We start from the raw sequence: 19,019 nt of genomic DNA, 5'->3' as shown, positions 1-19,019 counted from the left end.
GGCAATGTGGGCGAGAAGGGGTGTGAGCGATGACAGAATCGGAAGCGGCATCGAACTATGCGGGCGTGTTCGGCAACCGCATCGGCTTTGGCCAGCGCCCTGCCCTGCTGCTGATCGATTTCGTCCAGGCCTATTTCGACCCCGATTGCGTGCTGTTTGCAGGGGTCGAGGATGCACTGGCCAGCGCCATCCGCGTCCGCGATGCAGCGCGCGATGCGGGCATCCCGATCATCTACACCAATGTCGTCTATCACCCCAGCCTGGTCGATGGCGGCCGCTTCATGCAGAAGACGCCGCTGCTCGAGGTGTTCGTTGCCGGATCGCCGATGGGGGCATGGCCGCAAGGGCTTGAGCCGAGCGCCGACGAGATCGTGATTTCCAAGCAATATCCCAGCGCCTTTTTCGGCACCTCGCTCGCCGCGACGCTGACCGCGATGGGTGTCGATACGGTGCTGCTCACCGGGCTCTCGACGAGCGGCTGCGTGCGCGCGACCTGTGTCGACACATCCAGCCACGGCTTCATCCCGATCGTCATCGCCGATGCCTGTGGCGACCGGCACCAGGCCCCGCACGAGGCGAACCTGTTCGACATGAACGCCAAGTACGCCGATGTCGTGCGCGAGGGCGAGGCGCTCGACTATCTTGCCGGGCTAAAGGGCTGAGCCACTCAACCTGTTCTCCGGCGAAAGCCGGAGCCCAGGAGTCAGATAGTGCGACACCGCCGCTGGGCTCCGGCTTTCGCCGGAGAACGAACAATCAGATCGCCCCAGCATCCTTCAGATTGTCGATCGTCTGCTGGTCCATGCCCAGCAGCTTGCCATAGATCTCGTCATTATGCTCGCCGATGCTCTGCGGGGCGAGCGTCCGGATCGCGCTTGGCGTGCCCGACAGCTTGGGGAAGCTGTTCTGCATGGCGAACTTGCCCCAGCGCGGGCTGTCGACCTCGACCAGCGCCTCGCGCGCCTTGAAATGCTCGTCCTCCAGCATGTCGGCCGCACCATAAATCTTGCCGGCAGGCACGCTGTATTCGATCATCAGCGCCTCGACCTCAGCAACGGTCAGCCTGGATGTCCAGGCCTCGATCAGGTCATCGAGTTCCTTCTGGTTCTGGCCGCGCGCGACATGGCTGACATAGCGCGGGTCGGTCGCGAGTTCGGGACGCCCCATCGCCTGGCATAGCCTGCCAAACACCGCGTCCTGGTTTGCGCCGATCAGATATTCGCCATCGCTGCACTGATAGACGTTGCTCGGCGCAATACCTTCCAGGATCGACCCGGTGCGCCGCCGCACATGGCCGCTGACCATATATTCGGGCACCAGGCTTTCCATCACCTGCAGCACCGCCTCATAGAGCGCGCTGTCGACCACCTGGCCCTTGCCGGTACGCTCGCGGGCGTGCAGCGCGGCCAGTGCGCCCATGCAGCCATAGGTCGCCGCCAGGCTGTCGCCGATCGATACGCCCATGCGGCTGGGCGGGCGGTCAGGATCGCCGACGATCGCGCGCCAGCCGCCCATCGCCTCGCCAATGCCTCCAAAGCCCGCGCGCGACGAATAGGGGCCGGTCTGGCCATAGCCAGAGACGCGCACGATGATGAGCCGGGGGTTGATGGCGTGCAGCGCATCGGGGCCCAGCCCCCATTTCTCGATCGTGCCGGGCTTGAAATTCTCGATCAGGATATCGGCATGCGCGGCAAGCTTGCGCACGATCTCCTGCCCTTCGGCGATGCGCAGATTGGCGCTGACCGACTTCTTGTTGCGGGCCACGACCTCCCACCACAATTTGTGCTCGCCATGGCCCCAGTTGCGCATCGGGTCGCCGCCACCCTTGCCGTCGACAGCCGGGGGCTCGACCTTGATCACTTCGGCTCCCATGTCGCCGAGCAGCTGGCCGCAGAACGGACCTGCGATCAACTGCCCCAGTTCGACGACACGAATGCCGGCCAATGCCCCCCGGTTGTCCTGGCTCATCTCATCCTTCCCTTATTCTGCAGCAATGGCGTAATTGGCCCAGCGCGGCTGGATCGGCGCGGGCAGCCCGGTTTCCTCAAGGCAATTGGCGCGCAATTGCTCGATGCCCGGGCCGTAATCGAACAGCGGAAGATCGCCGCGCTCGGCCAGAATCTCGGCCCGCAAGGCCTCGGTCGCGGCCGTGTCGACCACGCCATCGGCATCGGCGACCACGCCATAGGCCCTGGCGCCAGCTGGCGTGACCAGCCCCTGGCGGATTTCCTTGCCGACGAGCTCGGGATCGCGCTCCAGCGGGTCGCCCCAGCCGCCGCCGCCCCAGGTGATGAAGTGCAGCACGTCACCCGCCTCGATGGCGACATCTTCCACCTTGTTGCCGACAATGGTCTGCGTGCCATCGGGCTTTTCCAGGATCTTGCGCGCGCGTGCGCCCGGCTTGCCGCCATTGACGCCCCAGGGCGGCACGAACCAGCGGTCGTCATGGATCGCGATGACGCCGGGCTCCAGGAAGCGATAGGTCATGATGATGCCGTTGCCGCCGCGATGCAGCCCTGCGCCGCCGCTATCGGGCACGGTCTCGTAGCGCTCGATGACCAGCGGGAAATAGCGTTCCAGAAACTCGTTGGGCACGTTGGTAAAGCCCGGCCAGAGCGAATGGCCATCGGGCCCGTCGCCCATCGGTCGTCCCGGAATGCCGCCAAAGCCGATCTGGAACAGCTGGAACCACTCGCCCTTCTTGTCGGTGCCCGCATAGAACAGGTGCGGCGACGACGAGAATCCGGCGGCGTTGAGGAACTCGGGCGTCTTCTGGCCGAGCAGCCCGCCGAGGATGTCGAAGATGCGGCCCAGCGCGTGGGTACGACCCGACAGAGCGGCGGGATAGCGCGGCTTGAGCAGCGAGCCATCGGGAATGCGCACCTCGATCAGGTCATAGAACCCGTCGTTGAACAGGATCTGCGGATCGAAGACCATGATCATGTAGATGCCAAAGAACATCTTGAACATGTTCTCGTTGAGCAGGAAGTTGATCGAGGCTTGGCTCTGCGGATCGGTGCCGTCGAAATCGAGGATGACCTTGTCGCCGTCGCGCCACATCGTGCACTTCAGCTTGTACGGGCCATAGCCCATGCCGTCGTCGCAGATATAATCCTCGAAGCTTACCGGGTCTTCGCTGATCGCCTGGGCGAGCAGGGTCTTCATCGCGCGGTGGTTGCGCGCGAGCAGCTCCTGCGTCGCCGAGACATAGGTGTCGACGCCAAAGCGCTCGCTCATCTCGATCACCCGGCGCGCCGCGACGCGGCACGAGGCGATCAGGGCGTTGAGGTCTGCCGCGCACCAGGCCGGCGTGCGGCTCTGGTGCAGCACCAGCTTGACCAGATCCTCGTTGTACACGCCCTGCTTGTAAATCTTCACCGGCGGAATGCGCACGCCTTCCTGGAAGATGTTGGTCGCATCGATCGGCATCGATCCGGGCACCTTGCCGCCAATGTCGCTCTGATGGCCGAACATCGCGGTATAGGCGAGCAGGCGGCCATCCTTGAACACGGGGAGAAGAACGAGCCAGTCGTTGCAATGGCTGATCGCGCCGCCGACCGAATAGGGATCGGACAGAAAGATCATGTCGCCATCCTCGAGCGTGCCGTCATAGCCCTCGAGAAAGCCGCCGATAAAGCTGCCGAACTGACCGACGATCATCCGGCCGAGATGGTCGGCGATCAGCGGAAAGGCATCACCCTGCTCGCGGATGCCGGGCGACATGGCGGTGCGGACGAGCGTCGCGTCCATTTCGATGCGCGCGTTGCGCAGCGCGTTTTCGATGATGTCGAGACTGACCGGATCGATGGTCTGCTTCTCGAACGGGGTGTTGTTGGTCTGGATGATGGTGGCGGGCATGGGTTCAGTTCCCCGTCTTCAGCGTGATCAGGATGTTGCCGACGGCATCGACGGTGCCGGTGCAATCCGCTTCGATCAGCGTGGTGGAATCCATTTCGATGACGATGGCCGGGCCGGGGATCACGTCTCCGGCAAGCAGCTTGGAGCGATCGTAGATGACCGCAGGCATCATCGCCCCGTCCATCCACAGCTCATGATCGCGCAGCTTCGCCGCCGACGGATCGCCGTTGCCCTGCGGCAGCGTGGCGGCGGGCAGGTCGAGCGCCTGGCCCATCGCGACGGCGCGCAGGTTCACGATCTCGTGCTCCGAATCCATGTTGAAGGTGAACAGCCGGTGGTGCTCCTCGTCAAAGCGTCCGGTCAGCCATTCGATGCCATGGCTGTGCAGGTCGTCGCGGGTCACCGCCATCGGCACCTCGAACGCCTGGCCCGCATAGCGGACATCGACCTCGAAGGTGATCGTGATATCGTCCTTCGCGACGCCCTCAGCGACCAGCTCGTCGCCGATCTGGGTGGCCATCTCGTCGAGAATGCCGCCCAATTCCTCCAGCGTGGTGGCGCTTGCGAGCCGCGAGAAGCTGCGCGCGGTTTCGGTGCGCATCCGCGTCGTCGCATCGCCGAGCGCGCACAGCACGCCGGGCGAGACCGGAGAGATTGCGGGCCAGCTGCCCATCAGCCGGGCGACCGCATTGACGTGCAGCGGGCCTGCGCCGCCAAAGCCCATCAGCGCAAAGTCGCGCGGGTCATAGCCCTGCTGCACCGAGATCATGCGCAGCGCGCCGAACATGTTCTCGTTGACGATATCGATGATGCCGCGCGCGGCGGCGTAGAGGTCGATCTTCAGCGCATCGGCGATGGTTTGGACCGCCTTTTTCGCGCCCTCGCGGTCGAGCTTGAAGGTGCCGCCGAGCAGTGCCTCGGGCAGATAACCGAGCACGACATTGGCATCGGTCACGGTGGGCAGCTCGCCGCCCTTCCCATAGGCCACCGGGCCGGGCACCGCGCCCGCCGATTGCGGGCCGACGCGAAGGGCTCCCGTCAGTTCAGGCACATAGGCGATCGATCCGCCGCCAGCGCCGACCGTCTTCACGTCGAGCGCCGAAGCGCGGACCGACAGGTGCCCGACCTCGGTGGTGCGCACGCGGCGCGCCTCCAGATTCTCGATCAGCGCCACGTCGGTCGAGGTGCCGCCGACGTCGAGCGTCAGAATATTGCGGATACCGGCGTTCTTGCCGACCCAGATCGCACCGGTGACGCCGCCTGCAGGCCCCGACATCAGCAGCGAGACGGGATGCTCTTCGGACTTTTCGGAGGACATCAGCCCGCCGTCCGAGCGCAGCAGGGCGAGCTTGCCCGCCATGCCCGCGTCGCGCAGGCGGCTGCGCAGGTTGCGGACATAACGGCCGACCACCGGGCGCACTGCGGCGTTGGCGACGGTGGTCAGCGTCCGCTCATATTCCTGCATCTCGGGCAGCACGATATGGCTCAGCGAAATCGGCACATCAGGCAGGATCTCGGCGGCCAGTTCCGCCACCCGCTTTTCGTGCGCGCCGTTGAGATATGCGTTCATCAGGCTGACCGTCAGCGCCTCGACGCCTTGCGCCTTCAGCCGTTCCAGCACGGCGCGGATATCGGCATCGTCCACCGCACGAATTTCCTCGCCCTGCGCGGACATGCGCCCCTTGACCTCGAACGTGTCCTCCAGTGCGGCGAGCGGCGTCGGCTTGGGCCAGACGATCCAGCCGGCAAGCCCGCCGGGGACGAAGCTGCGCGCGATCTGCATCACCTGGCGATAGCCTTCGGTGACGATCAGGCCGACGCGTGCGCCCTTGCCCTCCAGCACCGCATTGGTGGCGACCGTCGTGCCGTGCAGGAAGATCTCGACATCGGCAGGCGTGATGCCCGCGCTGCCGCAGATCGCCTGCACGCCGGTCAGAATGCCTTCCGAGCTGTCATGCGGCGTGGACGGGGTCTTGTGACGCCAAAAGGCGCCGGATTGTTCGTCGAACAGCAGCAGATCGGTAAATGTGCCGCCCACATCGACACCCAGCCTGTAACTCATTCATTCACCCCTTCACTTGCCGACATGGCCGCCGACACGATTGATGTGTTGGCCTTCCCGTCAGGCTGCCGCGCGGGCAACCAGGGAGGGCAGCTCCCGGCCGAGGATCCCGGCCATCCAGCGATTGGCCGCGATGGCGGCGTCCAAATCCATGCCGTGGTCGATGCCTGACCGCTCTGCGAGATAGATCAGCTCTTCGGTGGCGATATTTCCGGTGGCCCTGGGCGCGAACGGGCAGCCGCCCAGCCCGCCCAGGCTTGCGTCGAGCACGGTGACGCCGGCCTGGATCGCGGCCCAGGCATTGGCGATACCGGTGCCGCGCGTGTTGTGAAAATGCGCGCGCAGCGGAATCTCCATCGGCACGAATTCGCGCAGACGTCCGTAAAGGTCGCTCACCTGCGCAGGCACGCCGACACCGATCGTGTCCGCCAGCGCGATCTCGGAAGGCCCTGCCTCCAGCACCGCCCTGGCGATATCGACGATCCGCTGCGGCGGCACATCGCCCTCGAACGGACAGCCGAACGCCGCTGAAATGGTGACCTGCGCGATCAGGCCGTTTTCCTTGGCGAAGCGAATCATCTCGCTCGCTTCGGCAATGCCTTCGGCGACGGTCTGGCCCTGGTTCTTCTGCCCGAAGGTATCGGTGGCGACGATGACGCAACCGATTTCGTCGACCCCGCGCTTGCCGCCCTCCTTCGTCGCCAGCGCGCGCAGCACGCCGCGCTTGTTCAGCGTGAGGCCGATATAGGACACGTCTTCGCGATCGGGCAGCCCGGCGATCACGCTTTCCGCATCGGCCATTTGCGGCACGCGCTGCGGATGGACGAAGCTTGCCACCTCCAACCTGCGCGCGCCTGCATCGATCATGCGACCGATCATCTCCAGCTTGTCAGCGGTGGAGACGATGTCCGGTTCGTTCTGCAGGCCGTCACGCGGGCCGACTTCGACAATCTGGATGCGGGTCATGGCAATGTTTGTATACATTTCAGACATGCGCGTCCAGCGCCGGAGAAAATTGCCTCAATCATTGGCCTGGCGCTGCTCCTTGTGCCGCTTGGCGGTGCTGCTGAAGACGTGGAAGGCGCGGCGGATATGGCTGGTCATCACCGCACGCGCCCAATGCGAATCGCGCGCGACAAAGGCGGCGATCAGTTCGCGATGCTCGCGCGCCGATTGCAGCAGCTCGTCCGTCTTGTACTGCGCGGCGGTGCGGCGGACGACCGGCTGCTCGACCAGCATCGGCAGCATCGCGCTCAATCGGGGCGAGCGTGCCGCCTCGAGAATGACCTCGTGAAAATTCCGGTTCTGCGCGAGAAACGCGGCGACATCGGGCGGACTTGATCGGACCGCCGCGTCGAGAAGGTCGGAAATCCGGCCCAGTTCCTCGATCTGACGCCCGGTGATGTTGCGCGCAGCGCGGCTAGCGGCATGGCCTTCCAGCATGCCGCGCAGCACGAACATCTCGTCGATATCGTCGGCCGACCAGTCCGCCACGAACAGCCGCTTGGAATCGCTTCGAACGATCAGCAGCTCGTTCTCGAGCCGCCGCACCGCCTCGCGTACCGGCGTTCGCGACACGCCGGAAATGCGCGCGAGCTGCTCCTCGGTCAGCTGCTGGCCCGGCTCTGCGCGCCCGGACAGCACGAACTGACGGATCTTGTCATAGGCAATATCCGATGCCCGCGGCGAAGCTGCCTTTTCCATGCGGTTTCATCCCGTCCCAATGCTGCGCGCCCTTGCGGCGTCCCATGCCAGGTGCGCGCCAAATTGCGCCGATCTTGCGCCAAGCCAATTTCGCTATTGACGATAGACATTTGTATACAATACCGTCAAGCCATGGATCGCGGCCGGATCAACCGGCGCAGACGGTCCATGAAGGTGGGGTAGCGCATGGCAGATGATCGCCGCATCAAGGTGATAGTTCCTATTCCCATGGACGAGGCCGGCGTTGCCGCCCGTGCCGCGCAGCTCCCGTCCGACTTCGTGCGCCCGGGATTCACGCCCGAATTCGTTGCCGTTCCCTGGGGTGCGGCGCTGGGTGACAGCTATCACGACATGCTGCTTATGGACTGGACGGTGTTCCAGACCGGCGTCACCGCCGAAGAGGAAGGCTATGCCGGGGTACTGATCGACACGGTCAGCGATTCGGGTCTGCGTGCGCTGCGATCGCGCCTGTCGATCCCGGTGATCGGACCGGGTGAAGCCGCCTTTGCCGCCGCGATGATGCTGGGCAAGAAGTTCACCGTGCTCACCATGTGGCCCGAATGGTTTCCGCTCTATCAGAAGACGCTCACCGAATACGGTTTCTGGGACCGCGTCGCTTCCCTGCGATCGATCAACACCCGGCCCGATGTGACCGAACTGCTCGCGGGCAAGGAAGAGGTGATCTTCGACAAGCTGAAGGCCGAGGCAACCCGGGCCATGGAAGAGGATGGCGCCGACGCGATCGTTCTCGGCTCCACCACCATGCACCAGTCGGCAGCGTTCCTGGCCGCCAACCTCCCCATCCCGGTGATCAATCCCGGCCAGGTGGCGTGGAAGTTCCTGGAAGGGCTGATCGAATGCGGCCTCACGCACAGCAAAAAGGCCTTTCCGATGCCGGAAGTGCCCAAGGATGCAGACATTAGAAAGGGTTGGTTCTGATGACAGACTGGTCACCCGGCAGCGCAGGTCAAGCACCGCTGCCTTATCCGTTCTACATCGACATTGTCACCAAGCGCTATTTCGATGGCGTCGACAACAAGAACATGGACCAGGTGCTCAACTGCTTCGCCCCCGACGCGCGGCTCACCGAGGTGACGTCGAATACCGTGCATGACGGCCGCGAGGCGATCCGCGCCATGTTCGTCAAGCTGTTCGCCGATTTCGAGCAGATCTGGCACGGCAATTTCGTCCATGTCGCTGACCCGGAATCGAACGCCGTCTGCTCGCAGTTCACCGTGCTGATCACGCCCAATGGCGGCGATCAGCTCCGCTACGAGAACTGCAACCGCTTCTATCTCAAGGACCGGCTGTTCCAGGAAGTGTTCGTCTATATGAGCGGCGACAATCTGCTGAAAGAGGGGGACGTCTGATGCAATACGCACCCACGATGAGCCGCGACGAACTGATCCAGTTTGCAACGCAGACCTATTTCGCCAGCGTCGATGCCAAGGACATGGCCGCCACGCTCGCCTGCTTTCATGACGAGGCGCTGTTCACGGTCCAGACCAGCTTCACCACCCATGCCGGCAAGGCCGAGATCGAGCGGATGTTCACCGATTTCTTCGGGGCGTATGAAACGATCGTCCACCGCGATTTCACCTGCACTGTCGATGAGACCAATGGGCGGATAGCGGCAAGTTTCATCGCCGATCTGACCGCCGCCGATGGCAGCGTGACGACACTTACCAACACCAATTTCTGGCGCCTGCGCGATGGCAGGTTCCAGGAAGTCCATGTCTATATGAGCGGAACCAACGTGCTGGTCTGAAGACCGGCCATAATAACAACCGCCAAATCCAAGATGGTTCGGGGGAACCAACGCATTTCAGGGAGTTCACACCATGCGCTTATCCAGTCTGTTTGCCGCCGCATCGGCCACCGTTCTCGCCAGTGCGCTGGCGGCACCCGCATTCGCGCAAGCGACCGACCAGGCCGAGGCCGAGGCGGACGACAATGTCATCATCGTCACCGCGCGCCGTCAGAATGAAAGCCTGGCCGAGGTTCCGGCATCGGTGACGGTGCTGACTGCCGATGCGATCCAGAAGACCGGCGTCGAAACCGCCGACCAGTTCGTCCAGCTCACCCCCGGTGTCACCATCGTCACCGGCACGGCAGAGGCCGGCGACACGCAGATCAATATCCGCGGCATCAACGGCGCGCGCGATGCCGAAAGCTCGGTCGCCCTCGTCGTCGACGGCATCCTCAAGACCAACACCGCGCAGCTCAACCAGAACCAGGGCACGCTGCGCCAGATCGAAATCCTGAAAGGGCCGCAGGGCGCGCTTTATGGCCGCAACGCAGCGGCAGGCGCGATCGTGATCCAGACGATGAAGCCCGGCGACACGCTGGAGGCCGGCATCGAGCTGAGCGCCGCCGAACAGCAGACCTATCGCGGCAACGCCTTTATCTCGGTGCCGCTGGGCGAGAATGCCGGTTTTGTGTTGTCCGGCAGCTACCTGAAGACCGATGGCTTTTATCGCAACATTTTCCTGAACAATTCCAAGACGATCGACGATCAGGAAGTATGGTCAGTCGATGGCCGGTTTGTCGCTCAGCTGGGCGATCGCACCGAGATCGATGCCAAGGCGCGTTACTCGGACCTGACCGGCGCATCGATCGCCTTCAACGCGGCCTTCCACCTGCCCAATTTTGCCGGTGCCAACCCGGCCTTTTTCGAGGATGTGAACCGCCACCCGTTCAACTTCTACAACAACATCCGCCCCACCAACGACCAGACGACCTTCGATGCCTCGATCAAGCTGGAGCATGAGTTCGACTTTGCCAAGCTGACCCTGTGGGGCCTGTACAGCGATGTCGACCAGTCGCTGACCGCCGATGGTACCTCGGCAGACTTTGCCCGCTTCACCTTCCCCGGTGCGACCCCGGCCTCGGTCGCGGCGTCCAACGCCTGCTTCCGCAGCACCGCGCAGCTCACCGGCTTCCCGGTCAACCAGCCCGGCTTTATCGGCGCGACGCCGGTGCCGTTCATCTTCGCGCCGGCCACCGGATCGACCTTCGGCCCCTACAGCCCGACAACCTGCGACGGCACGCAATACCAGATCCGTCAGCAGGAGGATTTCTCGGGCGAAGTCCGTCTGTCCTCGAACGGCGACGGTCCGTTCAACTGGCAGCTCGGCGCCTATTATCTCAACATCAGCCGCGATGTCGGCGTCAGCCTGGGCGCGGACCTGGGCCAGGGCATCATCCGCCAGCTGTACAACGCGCCGGGTACCAGCAACCCGACGACGCAGCTGTATTTCGACAGCTTCAGCACCGATGTGTACGCGGCCTTTGGTTCGGCCGAGTATAACTGGAACGACCGGGTCAATATCGGCCTGGCCATGCGCTATGACGTCGAGGATCGCAGCGTGTCGAACCGCGTGCCGCTGGTCCGCGATCCGTTCACCGGCGGACCGATCAACCCCGGCCAGGCCGCTGGCGCGATCCCCGACAAGTCGAACAGCTACAAGCAACTTCAGCCCAAGCTGACCTTCCGCTGGTCGGTGGCAGACAACTTCAACGTCTATGCCAATTGGGGAATCGGCTTCAAGGCGGGCGGTTTCAATAATTCGGGATCGGCTGCGATCGTCCAGCAATCGTTCAACCAGTTCATCGGGTCGCAGGTCGCCATCACCGACGACTATCGCAAGGAACGCTCGAGCGCGTTCGAAGGCGGCTTCAAGGGTTCGGCCTTTGACGGCAAGGTGACGTTCGACCTCGCCGGCTATTATACCGACGTCAAGGACATGCAGTTCTTCGAATTCTTCGTCGGCGGCTTCGGTCTGCTGCGCGTGGTGTCGAACATCGACAAGGTCGAACTGTACGGCGCGGAACTGAACCTGAACGCGGAAGTGACCCCGGGCTGGACGATCTTCGGTGCCTTCAACGTCACCGAAAGCGAGATCAAGCAGAACCGTTCGCGTCCGCAGACGGTGGGCAACAAGTCGCCCTCGACCGCCGACTATACCATCAATCTGGGTACGCAGATCGTCGCGCCGATCGCCAAGAGCTTCGATCTGGTCGCCCGCGCCGATTACCGCATCACCGGCCCGACCTGGTTCCACACGCTGCAGAACGACACCGTGCCGACCATCTTCAGCGGCCTGCTGCCGGGGTCGGCGCTGGCGCTGCCTGCCTTTGTCGGCAATGCCGATTATTCGGTGACCCGGCGCGATGCCTTTGGCGTGCTCGATGTGCGCGCGGGGCTGGAAGGCGAGCAGTGGCGCGTGACGCTGTTTGCGGACAATGTGCTCAACCGCCGTTACCTGAACGAAGTGATCACCGCAGCCGAGTTTGGCGGATCGTTCATCTCGCCCGGCGGTCTGCGCCGGATCGGGGTGGAAGTCGGCTACAAGTTTTGACCGGCCCAGCCGTCACCACCTGCGCTGCGGCGCGGGTGGTGACGGTCCTTTTTCAAGCCTTCAACCCCTGGCGTAGATCCACGCTGCCCATAGCCATCCGCCGATCAGCAGCGTGCCGCCGATGGGCGTCACCGCCCCAAGCCAGCGCGGCGCGCCCAGCGCCATGGCATAGAGCGTCACCGCAAAGATCGCAGAACCGATCAGCAGCGTGAGCGCCGGCCCTCTGGCCTGTCCCATGATCGCCAGCGCGGCCACCGCGTGCACCAGCTGATACATGCCGCCCGTGCGCAGCCATTCGGCCTGCTGCTCGCCCGCTGCGGCATGCGCGCCGAACGCGCCTGCCGCCACCGCTATCGCGGCCGATACCGCCGCCAGTATCCCGATCATCATCGCGCGTCTCCCTTGCCCACCGGCCCCAGCAGCGCGGCAATGCGGTCTGCCGCCGCTTGCCAGTCGAGGCCGCTCTGGCCAAGCCAGGCATCGTCATAATAGCTGGTGCCATAACGGTCGCCGCCATCGCAGAGCAGGGTCACCACGCTGCCGCTGGTTCCCGCTGCGGCCATCTCATCGATCAGCGCGGCGCAAGCAACAAGGTTCGTCCCGGTCGATCCGCCGACGCGGCGGCCCAGCCGATCGGACAGCGCGCGCATCGCGCCGATGCTGTCGCCATCGTCCACCGCGATCATCCGGTCGATCACCCCGGGGATGAAGCTCGGTTCGACGCGCGGTCGCCCGATGCCCTCGATCCGGCTGGCACAGCCTTCGGGCAATGAAGCCGCGCTGCGATCATGGAAATGGCGGTGGAACACCGAATGCTCAGGGTCCGCGACGCACAGCCGGGTGGCATAGCGCTGATAGCGCAGATAGCGCCCGATGGTTGCCGATGTACCGCCGGTGCCTGCGCCGCAGACGATCCATTCGGGTTCGGGATATTCCTCCTCGCTCATCTGCGCAAAGATGCTCTCGGCGATATTGTTGTTGCCGCGCCAGTCGGTCGCGCGTTCGGCATAGGTGAACTGGTCCAGATAATGGCCGCCCGTCTCTGCCGCGAGCCGGTGCGCGACGTCGTACACGGTGCGCGGATCATCGACCTTGTGGATTTCGCCGCCCTGGAAGCGGATGGCGTCGAGCTTGGCGGGGGCGGTCGTTGCAGGCACCACCGCAATGAAGCGCAAGCCCAGCATCCGCGCGAAATAGGCCTCGCTGACCGCCGTCGAACCGGACGAGGCCTCGATCACGCAAGTGTCTGGCCCGATCCATTCGTTGCACAAGGCATAGAGGAAAAGCGAGCGCGCCAGCCGGTGCTTCAGGCTGCCGGTGGGGTGCGAGCTTTCATCCTTCAGATACAGCGTGATGCCGGGATAGCGCGGCAGATCCAGCCGGATCAGGTGCGTATCGGCGGAGCGATTATAGTCCGCCTCGATCCGGCGGATCGCATCGTTCAGCCAGCCGCGCGGGCACAGATCGCTCACCGTCAGGCGTCCTCGAGCCCGTGCCGCACCAGCATCGCGCGCGGATCGGGGTCCCGCCCCCGGAACGCGCGGAAGCTCTCCGCCGCGGGCCGGGTCGCGCCGCGCGCCAGCACCTCGCTACGGAAGCGGTCGCCGGTCGCACGATCAAGCAGGCCTGATTCGACAAAGGCCATGAAGCCATCGGCGGCGAGCAGTTCCGCCCAGAGATAGCTGTAATAGCCCGAGGCATAGCCGCCGGCGAAGATATGCGCGAAGGCATGCGGGAAGCGGTGCCATTCGGGCGGGCGGATCACCGCCACCTCGTCGCGCACCGCTTCGATCACCTCGACCGGGTCGCTGCCCATGGTGCCGAGGTGCAGCAGCATGTCGAACAGCGCAAATTCGATCTGGCGGATCAGGAACAGCCCCGCTTGGAAATGCCGCGCGCGCAGCAGGCGATCGAACAGATCGTCGGGTAGCGGCGCGCCGGTCTTGTAATGGCCCGACATGGCGGTCAGCACCTGCCGGTCCCAGGCGAAATCCTCCATCAGCTGGCTGGGCAGCTCGACCGCATCCCATTCGAAGCCGGTGGTACCCGCAATGCTCGGGCGGTTGACCTCGGTCAGCAGCAGGTGGAGGCAATGGCCGGTCTCGTGCAGCAGCGTGCCGACATCCGAATGGCTGAGCAGCGAGGGTGCATCGGGCCCGGCAGGGGAGAAATTGCACACCATATAGGCGACCGGGACCTGGACATGATCGCCATCATGGCGGCGCGGGCGCGCCTCGCCCATCCACGCGCCGCCGCGCTTGCCGGGCCGGGCGAACAGGTCGAGATACAGGCCTGCGATCACCGTGCCGCTCTCATCGACGACATCGTAGAACCGGGCATCCGGGTGATAGAGCGAGGCATCGGACCGCTGCGCAAGCTGGATGCCGAAAAGCCGTTCGAGCAGCATCTGCCAGCCCTGCATCACCTTCTCGACCGGGAAATAGCCGCGCACCTCGGCTTCATCGACGGCATAGAGCGCCTGGCGCAAGCGGTTGGAGGCAAAGCCGACATCCCAGGGCTGAAGATCGGCAATGCTCAAGGTTTCGGCGGCAAAGGCCTTGAGTTCATCCAGGTCGCGCTGCGCCGCCGGTTTGGCACGGGCCGCCAGATCGCGCAGGAAGCTCAGCACCGCAGCCCCGTCGCTCGCCATCTTGGTGGCCAGCGACCATTGGACGGGATCGGCAAAGCCCAAAAGCTGCGCTGCCTCGCGCCGCAATTCGAGGATGCGGGCGATGCGCTGCGAGTTATCGAACTGCCCGGCCTGCGGTCCCTGGTCGGAGGCGCGGGTGCCGAAAGCGCGGTAGACGCGCGCGCGCAGATCGCGATTTTCTGCAAAGGTCAGGATCGCGTTGACGCTGGGCTGTTGCAGCGTCACCCGCCAGCCGGACTGGCCCTTGGCCGCAGCAGCAGCGGCCAGCATTGCCTTGTCGGTGTCGGACACGCCGGCGAGATCGGCCTCATCGGTGATCAGCTCTTCCCACGCATCGGTCGCATCGAGCACCGCGCTGCCGAATTCATTGGAGAGCGTCGCCAGCTCGACCGAGACAGCCTTGAAACGCTCGCGCGCGGCCTCTTCCAGCGCCACGCCGGACAGGCGGAAATCGCGCAACGCATGCTCGACCGCGACCCGGTCCGCCTGAGGCAGCGCGGCGAATTCGGGCGTCGCGGCTAGCGCCTCGAACACCTCGTAAAGCGCGCGGTTCTGCCCGACCATGATGCCGTTGGTGACCAGGCGCTGCTCGCCTTCCTGATAGGCCACGCGCAGTTCGGGCGAGTCCGCGACCGAATGCAGGTGCGATACCGCAGCCCAAATGGCGCTGAGCTCCGCATCGGCGCGTTCGAACGGCAACCAGGCCTCGGCAAAACTGGCCGGCTTGTCGCGGACCAGCGTCTCGATGGTCGCTGCATGACGGGCCAGGGCATCATCGAGCGCGGGCGCGATATGATCGGCGGTGATTTCGGCAAAGCGCGGCAGTGCGCGCGTATCGAGCAGGGGGTTGGCGATATCGGTCATCCCCGCCCTTTAGCCCAAAATGCCGCGCGGTCAGGCAAAAAACGTCGCGGTGGCTCAGCTTTGCCCCTGGAGATCGCGCAGCATCGCGGCGGCCTGGGATCGTTCGGGAAACGGTCCGAGCGAGAGCGAGGCGCGCAGCGCGCCCATCGCGCGCGAGGGCTTGCCTGCCGCCGCATAAGCCTGGGCCAGGTGATAACGCAGCCAGGGGTTGCGCGGCTGGAGCGCGCCTGCCTTTTCGAGCATTTCCACTGCCAGCATCGGTGCATCGCCTGCGCCCATCAGCGCCATGCCGCGCACATGCGTGACCAGCGGGTTGGCAGGCTGCACCCGATAGGCGAGCCGCGAATCGTGCGCGGCCATCGCAGCATCGCCCGCGCGCAGCCGCGCCAGCGCGAGATCGGTCAGCAGGATCGGCTGGCTGCTACCCAGCTGCGCGTGCAGCGCGGTCAGCGCCGCCACGGCGCCCGCCCAGTCGCCGCGATCGATCCGCGCATTGGCCAGCAACCGAAGCCCGCCGGTATTGGCCGGGCTCATGTCGACAAAGCTCTGAAGCAGGCTGTCTGCCTCGCCCGCGCGGCGCAGATCGCGCAGCACCAGCGACAGGCGGCGCACCACCGGCTCGGCCAGGCGGATGCGCGCAGCGCGATCATAAAGCGGCAGCGCGGCAGCGGCATTGCCCGAGGCGTAATGCACATCGCCCAGCAGCATCTGCGCATCGGGCACGCCCGGATTGGCATCGGCAAGCGGCTTGGCAAATTCCGCCGCCGTCGCGAAATCGCCCTGCGCCACCAGCATGCGGACATAGGGGATCACCGCCCGCGCATCGCGGGGCGCGCTGCGCGCGGCATCGGCGAGCAGCCAGGGTTCATCGTCCTGATCGAGCCTGAGCAGCGGCGCGGTATCGGGCGTCGCCGCGCGCGCGAGATATTCCAGCGCCGCCTGGCCCTCGCCCATCGCCTCCAGCGACCGCGCCACCAGCGTCAGCAGATAGGCGCTGGTGCCCGCCCGGTTCGCCACGGGGCGGAAACGCTCGAGCAGCGCCTCATGCTCGCCCTCGGCATAGAGCGCACGCGCCAGCAGCTCGGCCGCACGGCGGTTGTGGGGCTGGGCGTCGGCCAGCCTTTCGAAGCGGTCGATCGCCTGGCGATAGTTGCCCAGCTCGAACTCGACCACGCCTTCGACCTGCATCATCGCGGGTACGCGCTCCAGTGCGCCGCCGGTCTTCTGGATCAGCGTGCGCGCCAGCCGGTACTGCCCGGCGCGCGCGGCCAGCACCGCCTGCAGGAAATAGCCGCGCGGGTTGTTGGGTTCGAGCGCCACGATCTGCCGCGCCGCCCTCAGCATGTCGCGCATGCGGCCCATGTCGCCCAACGTCGCGGCATATTCACCGAGCACGCTGACATCATTGGGGTCGATGCCGAGCGCGCGTTCGAACCACGGGAGCGCCGCCGCCAGGCCCGTCTGGCTGCGCGTCAGCTCGCCGCGCAACTGCAGCGCGCGGACATTGTTCGCGTCCAGCTCCACCGCGTGATCCGCCGCCTGCAGCCCCCCCGCCTGATCGCCCGAGGCGGTGCGGAAACGGGCAATGTCGGTCCACAACAGGCTGTCATCAGGGGTGAATTGCAGTGCCCGGTCAAACGCCGTGCGCGCCTCGTCGAAGTTGCCCAGCGCCAGATGCGCCCGGCCCAGCGTGCGCGCGGCATAGCCTGCATCGGCCTTGGGCACCGGCCCCTCGCCAAGCCAGCGGATCGCGGCATCCGCCCGGCCCTGAAGCACCATCGCCTCTGCCATCGCTGCCCGCACCAGCGCCCGGTCCGCGCCCAGGGCCAGCGCGCGATCCAGCTCGGCCTCGGCGCCTTCGGCATCGAACAGCGCCAGGAACACGCGTGCCTGCGCCAGGCGCGCGTCGGCCAGGCGCGGCGCGGCCTTGATCGCGTTCATCAGCTCGATCCGCGCCGCCCGGTTGTCGCCGCGTGCGCGATAGTCCGCCGCGCGCGCCATCGCCGCGCGCGCGGTTGCCATATCCTCGGCGAGCAACGGCCCGCTCTGGCTGGCGAGCAGCAGCGCCCCGGCGACGAGCGCCAGCAGCAGCCGTCTGCCAGGGAAAGGATCAGCTCTGGATGTCATATTGCCTTAGCAGATCGTACAATGTCGGGCGGCTGATCCCCAGCAGCTTGGCCGCGCCCGAGATATTGCCCTCGGTCCGCGCCAGCGCGTGGCGGATCGCCTTGCGGTCGGCCAGTTCGCGCACCGCCTTCAGGTTCAGGAACTCCGGCGTTTCGGGCTCGGCGCGTTCCAGGTCGAGATCCTCGGCGGTCACCAGCCGGCTTTCGGCCATGATCACCGCGCGCTTCACCCGGTTTTCCAGCTCGCGGACATTGCCCGGCCACGCCCAAGCATCGAGCATCTTGAGCGCATCGGGGGCAAAGCCCTTGACCGCCGGGTTCATCTCGGCGGCAAAGCGCGACAGGAAATGCTTGGCGAGCAGCACCGCATCGCCCGGCCGTTCGGCGAGCGAAGGGATGTTCACCACGATCTCGGCCAGCCGGTAGAACAGGTCCTCGCGGAACCGTTCTTCGGCGATCATCTTTTCCAGATTCTGGTGGGTGGCGCAGACCACCCGGGTATCGACCGGGATGGGGCTGCGTCCGCCGACGCGCTCGATCACCCGCTCCTGCAGGAAGCGCAGCAGCTTGACCTGCAGCGGCAGCGGAATATCGCCCACCTCATCGAGGAACAGCGTGCCGCCGGCGGCCTGCTCGATCTTGCCGATGGTGGTCTTGATCGCCCCGGTAAACGCGCCTTTCTCATGCCCGAACAGCTCGGATTCGAGCAGGTTCTCCGGAATCGCCGCGCAATTGATCGCGACGAACGCGCCGCCGCGGCGGTTGCTCTTTTCGTGCAGCCCGCGCGCGAACAGCTCCTTGCCGGTCCCGCTCGCGCCCAGCAGCATTACCGAGACATTGGTGTTGGCGACACGCTCGATCGTGCGGGCGGCCTTCACCATCTGCGCATCGGCGGTGATCATGCCGCCCAGCACCGTATGATCCTCACCCGATTTCTGGCTGAGCCGCGCATTCTCGCGCTCGATCTGCTGGACGTTGAGCGCCCGGCGGACGATCAGCGCCAGATCGTCGATCTCCACCGGCTTGCGATAGAAATCATAGGCCCCCTGCGCGATCGCATCGCGCGCGCTCTGCCGCTCGCCATGGCCCGACGCGATGATCACCTTGGTATCGGGCTTCAGCCGCAGGATTTCCGCCAGTGTCGCAAAGCCTTCGCTTACCCCGTCGGGATCGGGCGGCAGGCCAAGGTCGAGCGTGACGACATCGGGCTCCTCGTAGCGCAGCAGGTCAATCGCGCTAGCGCGGTCGCCGGCGCACAGCACCTCGAAATCGTCGAACGCCCATTTGAGCTGGCGCTGAAGCCCGGCATCATCCTCCACCACCAGAAGCCGGGGCAGCCGGTTCGCGCCCTTGCCGCCGCCGTTCATCGCGGGGTTGGGGGTCAGATCGGTCAT

The 19,019-nt window shown here is 65.3% G+C and carries 15 protein-coding genes; 5 read left to right on the top strand and 10 right to left on the bottom strand.

Translation table 11 applies throughout. The features are described 5' to 3' along the window. Window positions 1–29: 29 nt before the first annotated feature. On the top strand, window positions 30–662 hold the full coding sequence (locus OU999_16410; protein WAC23297.1) for an isochorismatase family protein: 633 nt from the start codon (window positions 30–32) through the stop codon (window positions 660–662). A gap of 94 nt (window positions 663–756) precedes the next feature. Here OU999_16410 and OU999_16405 read toward each other — a convergent pair whose 3' ends face one another. Genes OU999_16405 through OU999_16385 form a run of 5 tightly spaced genes read right to left on the bottom strand, consistent with a single transcriptional unit; the run spans window position 757 to window position 7,624 of the window. Continuing rightward, the gene (locus OU999_16405) at window positions 757–1,968 is read right to left on the bottom strand and encodes a CoA transferase (GenBank protein ID WAC23296.1); all 1,212 of its coding nucleotides are present in this window, start codon (window positions 1,966–1,968) and stop codon (window positions 757–759) included. 12 nt (window positions 1,969–1,980) lie between these two features. Then, window positions 1,981–3,858, bottom strand: a complete 1,878-nt coding sequence (locus OU999_16400) for a hydantoinase B/oxoprolinase family protein (protein WAC23295.1) — start codon at window positions 3,856–3,858, stop codon at window positions 1,981–1,983. 4 nt (window positions 3,859–3,862) lie between these two features. Then, entirely contained in the window at window positions 3,863–5,920 is a 2,058-nt protein-coding gene (locus tag OU999_16395; GenBank protein ID WAC23294.1) for a hydantoinase/oxoprolinase family protein, read from the bottom strand. 60 nt (window positions 5,921–5,980) lie between these two features. Further along, window positions 5,981–6,886 (bottom strand): hydroxymethylglutaryl-CoA lyase, encoded by a 906-nt coding sequence (locus tag OU999_16390; protein WAC23293.1) that lies wholly within the window; start codon window positions 6,884–6,886, stop codon window positions 5,981–5,983. A gap of 54 nt (window positions 6,887–6,940) precedes the next feature. Beyond that, on the bottom strand, window positions 6,941–7,624 hold the full coding sequence (locus tag OU999_16385) for a GntR family transcriptional regulator (GenBank protein WAC23292.1): 684 nt from the start codon (window positions 7,622–7,624) through the stop codon (window positions 6,941–6,943). A gap of 186 nt (window positions 7,625–7,810) precedes the next feature. Here OU999_16385 and OU999_16380 point away from each other — a divergent pair, with 186 nt between their 5' ends. From OU999_16380 to OU999_16365, 4 genes are all read left to right on the top strand, one after another. Beyond that, window positions 7,811–8,563, top strand: a complete 753-nt coding sequence (locus OU999_16380) for an aspartate/glutamate racemase family protein (protein ID WAC23291.1) — start codon at window positions 7,811–7,813, stop codon at window positions 8,561–8,563. Continuing rightward, entirely contained in the window at window positions 8,563–8,994 is a 432-nt protein-coding gene (locus OU999_16375) for a nuclear transport factor 2 family protein (protein ID WAC23290.1), read from the top strand. The genes OU999_16380 and OU999_16375 overlap by 1 nt, the downstream gene beginning before the upstream one ends. Further along, entirely contained in the window at window positions 8,994–9,392 is a 399-nt protein-coding gene (locus tag OU999_16370; protein WAC23289.1) for a nuclear transport factor 2 family protein, read from the top strand. Before OU999_16375 ends, OU999_16370 begins: the two co-directional genes overlap by 1 nt. A 73-nt stretch (window positions 9,393–9,465) precedes the next feature. Continuing rightward, entirely contained in the window at window positions 9,466–11,985 is a 2,520-nt protein-coding gene (locus tag OU999_16365; GenBank protein WAC23288.1) for a TonB-dependent receptor, read from the top strand. A gap of 60 nt (window positions 11,986–12,045) precedes the next feature. Here OU999_16365 and OU999_16360 read toward each other — a convergent pair whose 3' ends face one another. The 5 genes from OU999_16360 to prsR are packed head-to-tail and all read right to left on the bottom strand — an operon-like array spanning window position 12,046 to window position 19,019. Beyond that, a complete protein-coding gene (locus OU999_16360) occupies window positions 12,046–12,372 on the bottom strand; it encodes a DUF423 domain-containing protein (GenBank protein ID WAC25456.1) in 327 nt (108 codons plus the stop codon). Next, window positions 12,372–13,457, bottom strand: coding sequence for a PLP-dependent cysteine synthase family protein (locus tag OU999_16355; protein WAC23287.1), 1,086 nt, complete (start codon window positions 13,455–13,457; stop codon window positions 12,372–12,374). Before OU999_16355 ends, OU999_16360 begins: the two co-directional genes overlap by 1 nt. 2 nt (window positions 13,458–13,459) lie before the next feature. Then, on the bottom strand, window positions 13,460–15,499 hold the full coding sequence (locus OU999_16350; GenBank protein ID WAC23286.1) for a M3 family metallopeptidase: 2,040 nt from the start codon (window positions 15,497–15,499) through the stop codon (window positions 13,460–13,462). 54 nt (window positions 15,500–15,553) lie between these two features. After that, window positions 15,554–17,626 (bottom strand): tetratricopeptide repeat protein, encoded by a 2,073-nt coding sequence (locus tag OU999_16345; GenBank protein ID WAC23285.1) that lies wholly within the window; start codon window positions 17,624–17,626, stop codon window positions 15,554–15,556. Continuing rightward, a complete protein-coding gene (gene prsR, locus OU999_16340) occupies window positions 17,610–19,019 on the bottom strand; it encodes a PEP-CTERM-box response regulator transcription factor (GenBank protein ID WAC23284.1) in 1,410 nt (469 codons plus the stop codon). The genes OU999_16345 and prsR overlap by 17 nt, the downstream gene beginning before the upstream one ends.

This window comes from Blastomonas sp. SL216 (assembly GCA_026625625.1).
GTDB lineage: Bacteria > Pseudomonadota > Alphaproteobacteria > Sphingomonadales > Sphingomonadaceae > Blastomonas.
The sequence above is the reverse complement of the archived record's forward strand: the minus strand, read 5'-3'. Positions and strand labels throughout refer to the sequence as shown.